Raw genomic sequence first — 12,548 nt, 5'->3', positions numbered from 1 at the left:
TCACCAGAGAAAGAAATGGATCCCCGCGTTGATTGACAGTCCGCGCATGTCCAGATCTTCGAAGCCTTCGAACAACTCACCCAACTCGGCCTTGAGATAAAGGTATCGGGCTTCCAGGGAGATGCCTGAATTGCGCCCAAGCCGCAGAACCATACCGGCTTTACCGGTGAATCCGGGACTGAATTTCGACGCGTCGGCATACCCTTCGTAGACGCTGTAATCCTGGTTGTCGATAAAATTCCCCCATTGCTCGTATTTCCAGGCGTATAGACCGCCGCCGAGAGCAAGGAAGGGGTAAAGGGCACGACGGCGCCCGATGGGGTAGAGTTTGACGGTGGCTTCCAGGGAGGTGATTCTCAACGAAACATTCTGGGGAATCAGAGAGCCGTCACTAAACTCAAAGTCACGGTAGTAGCTCCGCTTTTCCTTCTTGTAGATTCCCCCTTCAAAAGAGAGTGAGAACCGTTCGCTCATGAGCCATTCGTATTCCAGTCCGTAATACAGGTCCACCATATCCGCTTTTTCGAACTCCAGGTTGGCCCGGTTGATATCCCAGAGATCCGATTCCATGAAGGGGATAAACACCCCGGCTTTCAGGTTCAGGCTTTGGGCCGACAATCCCATTGAAGCGGCCAACAACACACTCAGCCAAACAATCATTATGCGTTTCATGAGTACCTCCACTGCTTCATTAACAGCAAAAATGTTGCCAATCCCTGCCGGTCCTCAGGGCCGTTATTTGCTTCATCTGTGGACAATTTTGCGGCTCGGTCCGGGACGCTTTTCATTGCAGGGCATCGCGCAGTTTGGACCTGGATGGCAGGGAATGAAAGCGCGCAATTTCAGTCCCGTTGCGAAAAATGATCAGGGTGGGAACACTGAGTACCATGTATCGAGCTGCCAGTTCCGGCACTTGTGATACGTTGATCTCATAGGTCTGGATGTCCTGAAGGGAAAGTTCATCAATCACACTTTCAAGCAGGGCCGGCACTTTGCGGCAGGGAGCACATCCGGGAGAACTGAAATCAAAAACAACGGTTTCGGCCGTCGAAAGCGCAGTATCATGGGTGTCGGCAGTCAGCGGTTTCATAGGCTCTTCTCCAGAAGGGATTCAATGGTGCGGCGCAACGAATCCGGATGCCCCGCGCCAACGGTAATGGTTGCGATACGGCCCGTGCGATCGATCACCACCAGGGTGGGGATGCCGGAGATCTTGTATGTATCAAAACTCTGGCCTTCCCGGGATACGGCCACCGGGTAATTGATGTCATTGCGGCCAACGAAATCAGTGATCAATCGAAGTTCTTCATCCGCTTCCACCCGTCCCCGGTCCTGGATGTCGTCTTTATAGTAACCGTGCAGGCGTGTCAATCCGATGATTTCCAATCCTTCTTTTTTGAGGTCTTTGTACATGCGGATCATATCGGGGATGACCATGCGGCAGGGTTTGCACCAGGGGGCCCAGAAATCGATCAACACCACTTTGCCTTTCAACCCCTCCAATGTCAGCGGACGCTGGTTGATCCAGTGCTCAGCTACCAGACGGGGTGACGGCTGGCCAAGCATTTCCATGCGTTGACTCTCGCTTTCCAGGGAGGCGCGCATCGCGGGGTCCCTGGCACTCTCAATCGCCTTTTTCAGCCATTCACGTGCGCTGTCGAAGCGGCTCTCCATCTGCTCCAGCCGGGAGAGTTGCGCGTATACGTTGGCACGAAACAGGGAAAAGTGGGCAGGCATGTCGGAAGATTCCACGAATTTGCGGGCGAAGTCGCGCTGAACATCGGCACTATCCGCAACCATGGCGAAATAGAGCCAGATATTATGGCGGTCGGTGGGGTCGGTGATGTCGCTTTTGAGGGAACGAAACATCTTTAGGGCATCATGCTGCCGTTGTGCGGCCATATGGGCCAGCACCTGGACCGTAATGGCTTCCGGCGGTGTTTTGCTGCGGTTCAATAACGGCTTTAACAGGGACTCCGCACTGGAAATTCGTTGCAGATTGACCAAGACACGGGCCCGCAGAATCACTGCGGCGTCGGACTTCGGGTCGTCGGGCATATCGTTGAGCAATTCATCCAAGCGACGGTTGCGGGTTTTTTGCAACTTTAAGTAGGCTTCCCGGTCCGTCACTTGGGTGAGGCCGGAGTTGTACTCCTGCTGAATCCGGGAAAAGGTGGAATGAAAACGTGCCAGGTCGGCATTGGTATTGGGGCATCCCACGGTTGCAAGCAAGAGAACGAGGCAGGTCAAGGTTATGGAAACTCGAGTTGTCATATTCGCATCTCCAAGTAATTAAATTATAACTTTAATGGTATCATACCCTGCCGCGCGACGCAATTGTTGCAGCGGCCTGGCCGCTGACGCCGGCAGTGAAAATTACAGTCGGATGTTTAAACATGCGGGAAGGCATTCGAACCGTGCCGGCAAGGTTCCGCCGGGTTCACCGTCGAATTCAAGGCCCACGGTTTCATTGTTTGTGTGCACTTCAATGGATCTCGCTCTTAAAACGCGAACTTCGGGACGTTTTTGAATGGTTCCGGTATATAAACTGAGTGAACGACGGATAATGGCCAGGGGCTTCATGTCGTCTACCAGCACGAGATCGAAACAACCGTCATCCGCCCGCGCGTCCGGCGCAATAATCATGCCGCCGCCGAAAACACTGCCGTTGGCCACGGCACCGATCAGGAAACGCCCTTCCAAGCGGACTCCCTCGTCTGTCTCGATGCGGATACAAGGGCTGGAATAGTTGCGGATCGTGGACAACAGGCCGGAGTAATACGTCCATCGGCCCGGTTTGCGAACCGGGACGTTTGTCAAGCGCCGGACCACTTCCGCGCCGATTCCGAAGTCGGCGACGTTGACAAAATACCGCGGCGCGGGCGCATCCGCTCCCAGGTATTCGATTCGTCCGGCATCGATGCGCCTGGGCAGAGCCGTTTTAATGCGCTGCAGTGAAGCCCTCAGGTCACGGGGAATTTTCAGGCCGCGGATAAAGTCGGATCCGGTTCCGGAAGGAATCATGCCCAGGGAGGCGTCTCCGTTGATGGCGCAGTGTTGGTTTTCCGCAAAAAATCCATTCGCGATTTCGTTGAGCGTGCCGTCTCCGCCGACGCCGATAATGAGATCAAATCCGTCACGCAGCAATTCGCGCACGATTTCGGTGGCTTGAAGGGGGCGCTCGGTAAAGACGTATTTGAATTCACGATAGTATTGCCGCACCGCTTCACGGATGGTTTTCCAACGCTCAGCGGTTCGGCCCCGGGCGGAAAAGGGGTTGACCACCAGGTGGACACGGCAGGTTTCAGTCATGATGTTCCCCGCTGGGGAGCCCGGAATCTTTCTGTTTTCGCGGTGACCAGGCCCAACGGGCGATCAATCCGCCCAGGATCCCCACCAGACCGGACAAACCGACGGACATGAGCAATACGATCCCCAGCATACCTCGGAAATCATCGCTGGTGACCCACGGATCCACCTCTGCTCCGAAATTGGGCAGGATTTTTTCGATCAGCATCAGCATGCGGTTGAATCCCTCGGGGGAAATTGTATGCAGGGCCATGTACGTAACCAGTGCGAAAATCACGCCACCCAAAAGCCCGCTCAATCCTCCGCACAGGGCGGCTTCCGTTAAAGTGGCTTTCTGGTTGCGGCGTTGAAAAACCCAAACTCCGATGGCGCCGCCGATTGCCATCCAGAACATAAAGAAAAGGTTCAGAAGGTTGACAAGCGGGATCAGGGATATCACACCTGCGCTAGCGGCCCCGATCAGAATCCCATAGGTGAGTTGTGCGGACCGGGTTGTCGCTTTCACTTCAATCTCTCCACTTTGCCCACGTTCCGGGGCGGGGGCGTATTCGTAATCAGGATTCTTCCCTGAGATGTGATCACCTTGTACAGGGGAGAAGGTACATTTGCACCCCCGGTGAAAGTGCGGCCCATGAGGCGCATTACCCGGCGCACGTACTGCTGGGTTTCCTTGAATGGGGGGATGCCGTTGTATTTGCGAACCGCTTCTTCGCCGGCGTTGTAGGCGGCCAGAATCAGGGCCAGGTCACCGTTGAAACGATCATTCAAGTACTTCAAGTGACGGATGCCGGCTTCCAGGTTTTCATTGATATTGAAACGATTTTTGACGCCATACAGTTTGGCTGTATCCGGCATGAGCTGCATGATGCCGACAGCTCCCTTGGGCGAAACCGCGTAGGGATTGAGCGCGCTTTCAGCCCGCGCCACAGCGTAAACAAGGGATTCTTCCATGCTGTGCCGGGTTGCCAACTCGCGGATCTTGAGGGACAATTCCCGGCTGGCTGAGGGGATGGAAATACCACGGTTCTGAACGGATACGGATCGGGCCGGCCTGCGCAATGCGTTGCGAATCTCGATTTGTCCCCGCGGCTTGCGTTGAATTTTCACTTCATCCTGGGTATGCGCGGTCAAAGGCAACAGCAGGAGCAATACCCCCATGAATTTCATGGCAGCCGGCTCCTGAGAATCTCTATCACACGTGAACGCAAGAGAGAAAAATCGGTGATCAACCGCCCGCCGGCCTGGGCGAAATCGGGCCGCCCGCCGCCGCTGCCTTCCACCAGTTCCGCGATCTGTTTGACCAGTTGCGAAGCATTAAAGGTTGAAGCCAATTCGTCGGCCACTGAAACCGTGATGGCGGATTTGCCGTTGGTGTTGGCGAACAGCACGGCCAATCCCTTGAGTTGCTTTTTTAATTCGTCCGCCAATGTACTGAGTTGCTTGCGATCCAGATCGCCGAAAAACTCCACCACAGCCGCGGTTTCACCGATGGGCTCGGCTCTGTCCATGACTGTTTTCAAATCCGGTTGTCTTTGCCGCCGTTGCAGAGCCTCCAGGCGCCGCTCCAACTCCCGGGTATTTTGTTCCAGTTGAACCAGGTATTGGGGGAGTGTCTCCGCGGGTTGACTGAAATGTTGCTGCAACGTGTGCAAACAATGCAAGCGCTGCTGAATATGGGCGAATGCGGGGGCGCCGCCCAGGGCCTCGATGCGCCGGATTCCCGCGGAAATTGAGGATTCGGAAAGGATCTTGAACACACCGATTTCACCGGTGGCATCCAGGTGAGTGCCGCCGCACAGTTCGGTGGAAAAGTCATCCATCTGGATGACGCGCACGATGTCGGAATATTTTTCTTCAAAAAACGCAATGGCGCCCCGGGAAACCGCCACATCGTATTCCTCCGTGGTGGCGTTGATCAAGACATTGCGGCGGACCTTCTCATTTACCAGGTTCTCTACGGACTGGATTTCCTTGTCCGTCAAGGCTTGAAAATGGGTGAAATCAAAGCGCAGCTTGTCCGGACCCACGTACGAGCCGGATTGCTTGACATGCAGTCCCAGCACTTCCCGCAGTGCGGAGTGCAACAGGTGCGTAGCCGTATGATGGACCGCCGTATCGCGGCGGTGCGTTGCGTCGATTTCCAACCTGGCCCGGTCTTTCGAGGCAATGCGACCACGGCGCAGGCGGATGTAATGCAAAAAAGCCCCGCTTTCGCTCTTGCGCGTGTCCGTTACCTGGAAAAAAGCGCTGTCCGTGTGTCCTTTGCCCCGGTCGCCCACCTGTCCCCCGGATTCCGCGTAAAAAGGCGTGCGGTCAAAAATGAGGATCACCTCTTTTTCACTGTCTCCACTTTCCACGGACTTGACTGGTTTTCCATCCACCAATACGGCAATGACCGTTGCCGCATCTTCGATAACCTTGTATCCCGTAAAACGAGTGGTCCATGTGCCGGCACCTTCCAGAACGGGCGCGGAAACGGAATCACGCCGGCGTGTCCTCGATTGTTCCCGTTGCTGGTTCAAAGCCGCCTGAAAGCCTTCATGGTCGATCTCTACGTTTTTTTCCCGCGCCAGGTCAGCAGCGAAATCCAGGGGAAAGCCATAGGTATCGGATAACGTGAACAATTCGTTTCCGGGAATGATGGGGCGGCTGGATTCGCGGGCCCGGTCCAGGAGTTCGTCGAAACGTCTCAATCCCCGGGCCAGCGTGTGCGCGAAACGTTCTTCTTCATTCAGGATCACCCGCGAGATAAAATCAGCGGAAAATTCGAGTTCAGGATAACAAGGCGCCATGATTTCGACCACCGTGTGGCAGAGGCGGTGGAGGAACGGCGCCTCTTGTCCGAGGGCGCGGCCATGTCTGGCGGCCCGCCTCAGAATGCGGCGCAGAACGTATCCGCGGCCGTCATTGGAGGGCAACACACCGTCGGCAATGAGAAAAGTCAAAGCACGGATATGATCGGCCACCACGTTCAGGGGAACCTCTGATTCCGCTTTGGCGGTATCCGTGCCGGTGAGTTCAGCCGCAGTGTTGATAATGGGGAGAAACAGATCGGTGGCGTAGTTGCCCGAAACTTTCTGCAGCAACGCGGCCAGGCGTTCCAATCCCATGCCCGTATCGATCGAAGGCGCGGGCAGCGGGGTTAAAACTCCCGATTCATCGCGGATGAACTGCATGAACACCAGGTTCCAGATTTCAACGAAACGCGAAGGGTTGGCCACGAAATCGGCTTTTCCGAAATGCTCACCGCGGTCGAAATGGATTTCGGAACAGGGTCCGCAGGGGCCGGTGTCTCCCATTTGCCAGAAATTGTCTGCCTCGTCCATGCGCGCGATGCGGGCTTCCGGTACTCCGATCCGTTCCCGCCAGATGCGGAAAGCCTCGTCATCTTCCCGGAAAACGGAAACCCACAACTGCTCCGGTGAGAACCCATAATTCCGGGTCAGCAGGGTCCAGGCATATTCAATGGCGGCTTCCTTAAAGTAATTTCCGAAAGAGAAGTTTCCCAGCATCTCAAAAAAGGTATGGTGAAATGCGGTGCGGCCGACCTCGTCGAAATCGTTGTGTTTTCCCGATACCCGCATGCACTTTTGAATGCTGGCGGCCCGGTTGTATTCCCGTGTTTCCTGCTGCAGGAACACGCCTTTGAACTGATTCATGCCGGCGTTGGTAAACAACAGCGTGCGATCGCGAGCCGGCACCAGCGGGGCGGATAACACGCGGCGGTGTCCGTGGCCTTCAAAGAAAGCCAGGAACCGTTCACGGATCTCTAGGTGGTTCATATGTCATCGATGTTGAGCAGGTTGTGATCCCGGGGCCCGTCTGACTCAGCGTTTTCGTCTCCAGTGTCGGCGATATCGGATATGCGCTTTTCCATCTCTTCGGTGGCCATGTCCTTGGTGCTCTGAACCCCGATCTTTTTGAGTTTGAACTCGTCTACGTTGGAGGCCCACTTCAAGGCGTCCTCATAGCTGATCAACCCGCGTTCGTACAGAAAATAAAGAGATTGGTCAAATGTCTGCATGCCATACTGGGAAACACCCTGGGCAATGGCCTCGCGTATGAACTTGGTTTTTTCAGGATTCACGATGCAGTCCTGGATAAACGGGGTGGTGATCATGATCTCTACCGCCGGCACCCGTCCCTTGCGATTGGAACGAGGGATCAGTCGCATCGAGATGATGGCCTTGAGCACGGCTGCCAGTTGGATGCGGATCTGTTTCTGCTGGTGGGGGGGGAACATGGAAATGATGCGGTTAATGGTTTCGGGGGCGTCCAGGGTGTGAAGCGTGGACAGCACCATGTGGCCGGTTTCGGCGGCCAGCAGGGCGGTTTCAATTGTCTCCAGGTCGCGCATTTCTCCAACCAGGATGACATCCGGATCTTCACGCAAAGAACTGCGCAAGGCGCGGGCGAACGAGTGGGTGTCGGAGTTGACCTCGCGCTGGTTGATAATGCATTTTTTGTCGCGGTGGAGATATTCTATGGGGTCTTCGATGGTCATGATGTGTTCAATGCGATGGGTGTTGACGTGGTCTATCATGGCGGCCAGAGAGGTGGATTTGCCGCTTCCGGTTGTACCGGTGACCAGGATCATTCCCCGGCGCTCGTCCGCGATTCGTTCCAATACCAGCGGCAGGTTCAGATCATGAATGGACTTGATCAGGGTCGGAATGATGCGCATGACAATACCGATTGCGCCGCGTTGTTGAAACACATTGCAACGGAACCTTCCCAATCCGGGAACGCTGTAAGACATGTCGATTTCGTGATCCTGTTTGAATTGTTCTTTCTGACGGGTTCCCATGATCGAAAAAGCCATGGTGATGGTGTCTTCCTGCATGAGCCGTTTGAGCTCCACCAGTGGATGGAGGGTGCCGTCGATTCTGAGAACGGGATGGTTACCGACTTTCAGGTGGAGATCGGACGCGTTACGCTCTACCGCAATTTTCAGTAGATCATCTATGTTCATGACTCGCGCCTCCGCCGTATATTATAAGCTTTTCTGGAAGGATATCAAGTTTGGGAACGGATCCGGATATGATCAGGGCAACGCTGCCGGCAGGGGGTAGTGAACCCCCGACTGCACGATCTCCACATCCGGAATGCCCTGATTCAGGAGTTTCTGCCTGAGGCTGGTGAGCGAATCGGCTTCTCCATGAACCAGGAAGATCTTTTTCAAGCGGTCCAGGTCGTGTTTGCCCAGCCATTCCTGCATCTCCTTGTAGTCTGCATGGGCGGAAAAAGCATTCAGCGTCACGACTTCCGCTTTGACGGGGTAATCTTTGCCGAATATTTTAACTGAGGGATGTCGTTCCACCAGTTTCCGACCCAGGGTGTTTTCCGCCATGAAGCCCACAATCGCCACGATGTTGCGGGGTTTGCCGATGTGGTTTTTCAAATGGTGAAGGATGCGGCCGTTTTCAGCCATGCCGCTGGCGGAAATGATGACAGCCGGCCCCTCCAGGTCGTTGATTTCACGCGATTCGCGCACGGATGTCACGTAGCGGATGGTTTCAAACCCGAAAGGATCGATGTTTTTGGACAAAAAGTAATCCACGGTTTCACGGTCAAAACATTCCGGGTGGATTTTAAATATCGAGGTGGCGTTTACGGCCATGGGGGAGTCGATGAAAATGGGAAGGGCATGGATGCGGCGTTCGCGGGTCAATTGGTGAATAAAGTAAATGAGTTCCTGGGTGCGTTCAATGGTAAAGGCGGGGATAATGACTTTCCCACGGCGCTCTGTGGCGCGCCGGATCACCTTTTCCAGTGATTCCCGGGCCATGCCGATCGATTCGTGCAAACGGTTTCCATAGGTGCCTTCCAGGACCAGGTAGTCCATTGGCGGCAAGATTTCGGGGTCGCGGATAATGGGTAGATTGGGACGGCCGAGGTCGCCGGAAAATCCGATACACATGCCGTTATCGATCTCGAGGTGGACGGTGGCGGCGCCCAGAATATGGCCGGCGTCGTAAAAGTTGGCCTTTACTCCAGGGATCGCGCCAAAGGTTCTATGGTAGCCGTGCCCGGCGAAATGCTGCATGGCGTTTACGGCATCCTGGCTGTCGTAAAGCGGTTCGTAGGCGATGAGGTTGCGCTCCGGGTACTTGCGGGCCTTTTCCGCCAGGTATTCATGATCTTTTTGCTGGATGTATGCGCTATCGAAAAGGATGATGTTGGTGATGTCGCGTGTGGCGGATGTGGCGAATACCGGGCCGTCGAATCCTTTCTTCACCATGATGGGCAAGGCGCCTGAATGGTCGAAATGGCCGTGGGTCAGAATGATCGCGTCCACATCGGCCGGGTTGAACGGCAGGTCACGGTTCTTTTCATAGGATTCCCGCCGGCGCCCTTGAAACATGCCCGAATCGATCTGCAATGTGTGGCCGTCTACGTCCAGGAAATGCTTTGAACCGGTAACCTCCCGGCAGGCTCCGTGGGAGTAAAAGTCGATTTTCATGCCATTAATATACTGGTGATGAGAATAGAACGCAATCCCCGGGTTGACACTTTTCTGCCGCGCGGCTATAGTGAATGAGATTGTGGTGCGTGTGAATGAGCCTAAAAATCCTTGCCTTGACCGCCTTGCTTTCAATTCCCCTGTTCGTGGCTTTGTGGATGCTGGGCCGCTTTGAGAAGCGCCGCAAGCAGCGGATCGTGGATGATTTTCTTGCTTATGCCCATGCCCATCCCGCGTCGGGGCGCAACATGCGTGAAATGCGGCGCGTGTTGTTGCCGGTGGATCTGGATGTATGGCTGCACGCCACGGACAGCAACGGCCGCCTGTTGCGTGGGCGACTGCGTGATCTCTCTTTGAGTGGAACTGCCGCGATCATCGGTGGTTTCCGCCGCCGCCTCGAGCCCGGAATGGAGGTGAACCAGGCGATTATTTCCACGCCGCTGAACCGGTTCTGTGTAGAGTGCATGCGCCTGGTGCGGATCGGTTCGGGACCGGATCGGCATGTGGCGGCCTTTCAATTTCAGCGCATTGATACGGCACAGTTTAAAGAACTGCAACGATTCATCGGTTACCTGGACCGGTATCAGCATCATGAAACTGCCCGGAATTGAGTTTCCCCATCGCCGCCTGTTTGTGGACCTGTTCGGTGAAGCGGTTTTCCTGGTGGGAGGAACGGTCCGGGATTATTTACTTACAGCCGCCCGGCGTGGGGGCCGGGATATCGACCTGGTTGTGACCGGCCGCACTTACGGGGAAATCGAAGAGATTCTCAGCCCCCATGGCCGCACCGGAACCGTGGGAAAGAGTTTCGCCGTCGTCAAGTTCACTGTTGACGGCATGACCTATGATGTGTCTGTGCCGCGCATGGATGCACGCCTGGATCCGCGCCGCCATTCCCACCGCAATTTCGCCATTCTGTCCGGACCGAAAATTACGCTTGAAGAGGATCTCGCCCGCCGTGATTTTACCTGCAACTCAATGGCAATGCGTCTGGTGGACAACGAATTAGTGGATCCGTTCAACGGCAGGGAGGCCTTGCGTCAGCGCCGAATCGTCATGACCGGTCCCGATACGTTCGCAGATGATCCATTGAGGCTATTGCGTTGCGCCCGATTTGCCGCGGTTCTCGGGTTTAAAGTAGACCCGGAAATCATCCGCCGCGCCGCGTCTATTCCCCTGCAAGAACTAAGCCGGGAACGTGTGCAAGAAGAGTTATTCCGCCTGCTCCTGGAACCCCACCGCCCCTCAATGGGTCTGGATGGGTATTTTCGTTTGTCCGTGCTAAAGCAGCTTTTTCCGGAACTGGATCGTCTGGCATTGACCATCCAGGATGCCCAATTTCACCCTGAAACCGATGCCCAGGGCCACCATACCGTCTGGGCCCATACATGCATTACCGTTGACGTGGCGCGACGCTGCGCGCGACTTTTCGCTTTGGATGACAACCGCTCTCTGGCCCTGTTACTGGCTGCGCTGCTGCATGATCTGGGCAAATCCCTAACCACAACCTGGGAGTACAAGCGGGGTCGCATGACCGTGACATCGCCCTTGCACGATTCGCACGGCGTGGACATGGCTGCGGCACTTTTAGAGAGGATCAACGTCGAAACCCGGCAGGGATTTCCCCTCAAGCAGGCCATACTGGACCTGATCCGCAGCCATCACCGTATCTACGAGTTATACCGCAATCGGGAAGAGATCGGCTTCAAAGCGGTCGCCCGCCTGGTCAAGGACATGGATGGAGAAGACCTCCTGCTTTCCCTGCTGGATTACGCCGATCGACGTTCACGTGAACGTGAACCCCTGAATTTTGTCAAGCCGGACGCCATTTTTTCGTGGTTTCGGGAGCGCACCCAGGAGTTTAACCTGAACCGGGAAACCATTCGTCCTTTGATCATGGGGCGCCACTTGCTGCAATACGGGGTTCATCCCGGCCCGGCAATGGGACGCTGGCTGGAGAGGTTGTATGAGCGGCAATTGAGCGGCGATTTTTCCACGGTAGATGAGGGCCTTTCCCTGTTTGAACAGATGATGGAGTCCAACGGAAGCGAAAAGTCGAAAGTCGAAAGTGAAAAGAAGGTGACAGGGGACAGGAGACAGGTGACAGGGAAAAAACGTAGGGGCGGTTCGTGAACCGCCCTGTAGAACGTAGAAGGTAGAACGTAGAAAGCAGGTAAGAAAGCAACATGTGAAAGGCAGGGGACAGGAGACAGGAAGTCGAAAGTGAAAGCACTTGGCGAAGGGCGAGTGGCAAGGGGCAAGAGGCAAGATGACAGGAAGAAATCAGTCGAAAGTTGAAAGTCAAAAGTGAAAACCAAGCGACAAGGAACTCTCTCAACGTTTCTAATCCAGGGCGGGTTTGAAACCCGCCACTACATTCTCAACTTCTTCTCAACTCCCCAACTTTTTAACTTTTTCAACTTCTTTCCTTTTCAACTTTTGGTTCTCTTCCATTTTGTGTGGGTTTGCACGTCACTCTGGTTTAAAAAGGGAAAGGCTTTTGAAGGGTACCCTTTCGGGCATAAATACCCAGTGGGCATAAGTCACCGCTCACCACTTCGGTGTTCTTCGACGGCTTAAGATGGCCATGGTGGATGTTCGGGATGTTTCCGAGGCCGGCTTTCGTCTTCGGGGAGTACCCCTCAGCCGACCATCCTGTCTCAGACCATGGGTCCCCGGAACCTACGTTTGCGTTCGCTTATGCTTTATGCCCTGCGGGTACTCATACTCACAACCGCTTACCAATTACCAATGTGTATTTACCCACACAAAACGT

The 12,548-nt window shown here is 55.0% G+C and carries 11 protein-coding genes; 2 read left to right on the top strand and 9 right to left on the bottom strand.

What is annotated here, in order from left to right; all coding sequences use genetic code 11:
- The 9 genes from ENN40_08490 to ENN40_08450 form a co-directional block, all read right to left on the bottom strand.
- The gene (locus ENN40_08490) at positions 1-672 is read right to left on the bottom strand and encodes a hypothetical protein (protein HDP95380.1); all 672 of its coding nucleotides are present in this window, start codon (positions 670-672) and stop codon (positions 1-3) included.
- 112 nt (positions 673-784) lie between these two features.
- The gene (locus tag ENN40_08485; protein ID HDP95379.1) at positions 785-1,090 is read right to left on the bottom strand and encodes a thioredoxin; all 306 of its coding nucleotides are present in this window, start codon (positions 1,088-1,090) and stop codon (positions 785-787) included.
- Positions 1,087-2,274 (bottom strand): redoxin domain-containing protein, encoded by a 1,188-nt coding sequence (locus ENN40_08480; GenBank protein ID HDP95378.1) that lies wholly within the window; start codon positions 2,272-2,274, stop codon positions 1,087-1,089. The genes ENN40_08485 and ENN40_08480 overlap by 4 nt, the downstream gene beginning before the upstream one ends.
- Before the next feature lie 102 nt (positions 2,275-2,376).
- The gene (locus ENN40_08475; GenBank protein HDP95377.1) at positions 2,377-3,312 is read right to left on the bottom strand and encodes a diacylglycerol kinase family lipid kinase; all 936 of its coding nucleotides are present in this window, start codon (positions 3,310-3,312) and stop codon (positions 2,377-2,379) included.
- Positions 3,305-3,814 carry a hypothetical protein gene (locus ENN40_08470; protein ID HDP95376.1) on the bottom strand — a complete coding sequence of 170 codons (510 nt, stop codon included), beginning with the start codon at positions 3,812-3,814 and terminating at the stop codon, positions 3,305-3,307. The genes ENN40_08475 and ENN40_08470 overlap by 8 nt, the downstream gene beginning before the upstream one ends.
- Entirely contained in the window at positions 3,811-4,476 is a 666-nt protein-coding gene (locus tag ENN40_08465) for a lytic transglycosylase domain-containing protein (protein HDP95375.1), read from the bottom strand. Before ENN40_08465 ends, ENN40_08470 begins: the two co-directional genes overlap by 4 nt.
- Positions 4,473-7,091, bottom strand: a complete 2,619-nt coding sequence (gene alaS, locus ENN40_08460) for an alanine--tRNA ligase (protein ID HDP95374.1) — start codon at positions 7,089-7,091, stop codon at positions 4,473-4,475. The genes ENN40_08465 and alaS overlap by 4 nt, the downstream gene beginning before the upstream one ends.
- Complete coding sequence (locus tag ENN40_08455; GenBank protein HDP95373.1) at positions 7,088-8,281, bottom strand: type IV pilus twitching motility protein PilT; 1,194 nt, start codon at positions 8,279-8,281, stop codon at positions 7,088-7,090. The genes alaS and ENN40_08455 overlap by 4 nt, the downstream gene beginning before the upstream one ends.
- A 72-nt stretch (positions 8,282-8,353) precedes the next feature.
- A complete protein-coding gene (locus ENN40_08450; protein HDP95372.1) occupies positions 8,354-9,772 on the bottom strand; it encodes an MBL fold metallo-hydrolase in 1,419 nt (472 codons plus the stop codon).
- Positions 9,773-9,867: 95 nt separating this feature from the next.
- Between ENN40_08450 and ENN40_08445 the strand changes: the two genes are divergently transcribed.
- Both ENN40_08445 and ENN40_08440 read left to right on the top strand, forming a co-directional pair.
- Positions 9,868-10,383: a hypothetical protein gene (locus tag ENN40_08445; GenBank protein HDP95371.1), complete on the top strand. Its 516-nt coding sequence runs from the start codon at positions 9,868-9,870 to the stop codon at positions 10,381-10,383.
- Positions 10,274-11,905, top strand: a complete 1,632-nt coding sequence (locus ENN40_08440; GenBank protein HDP95370.1) for an HD domain-containing protein — start codon at positions 10,274-10,276, stop codon at positions 11,903-11,905. Before ENN40_08445 ends, ENN40_08440 begins: the two co-directional genes overlap by 110 nt.
- Positions 11,906-12,548 lie beyond the last annotated feature (643 nt).

It is taken from the genome of Candidatus Aminicenantes bacterium (assembly GCA_011049425.1).
GTDB lineage: Bacteria > Acidobacteriota > Aminicenantia > UBA2199 > UBA2199 > UBA876.
Note: the sequence above shows the minus strand (reverse complement) of the source record. Positions and strands in the feature narration are given on the sequence as shown.

Coding starts and splice junctions, on each gene's coding strand:
- ENN40_08490 (HDP95380.1), bottom strand. CDS start 672: ATGAAACGCATAATGATTGTTTGGCTGAGTGTGTTGTTGGCCGCTTCA.
- ENN40_08485 (HDP95379.1), bottom strand. CDS start 1,090: ATGAAACCGCTGACTGCCGACACCCATGATACTGCGCTTTCGACGGCC.
- ENN40_08480 (HDP95378.1), bottom strand. CDS start 2,274: ATGACAACTCGAGTTTCCATAACCTTGACCTGCCTCGTTCTCTTGCTT.
- ENN40_08475 (HDP95377.1), bottom strand. CDS start 3,312: ATGACTGAAACCTGCCGTGTCCACCTGGTGGTCAACCCCTTTTCCGCC.
- ENN40_08465 (HDP95375.1), bottom strand. CDS start 4,476: ATGAAATTCATGGGGGTATTGCTCCTGCTGTTGCCTTTGACCGCGCAT.
- alaS (HDP95374.1), bottom strand. CDS start 7,091: ATGAACCACCTAGAGATCCGTGAACGGTTCCTGGCTTTCTTTGAAGGC.
- ENN40_08455 (HDP95373.1), bottom strand. CDS start 8,281: ATGAACATAGATGATCTACTGAAAATTGCGGTAGAGCGTAACGCGTCC.
- ENN40_08450 (HDP95372.1), bottom strand. CDS start 9,772: ATGAAAATCGACTTTTACTCCCACGGAGCCTGCCGGGAGGTTACCGGT.
- ENN40_08445 (HDP95371.1), top strand. CDS start 9,868: ATGAGCCTAAAAATCCTTGCCTTGACCGCCTTGCTTTCAATTCCCCTG.
- ENN40_08440 (HDP95370.1), top strand. CDS start 10,274: ATGTGGCGGCCTTTCAATTTCAGCGCATTGATACGGCACAGTTTAAAG.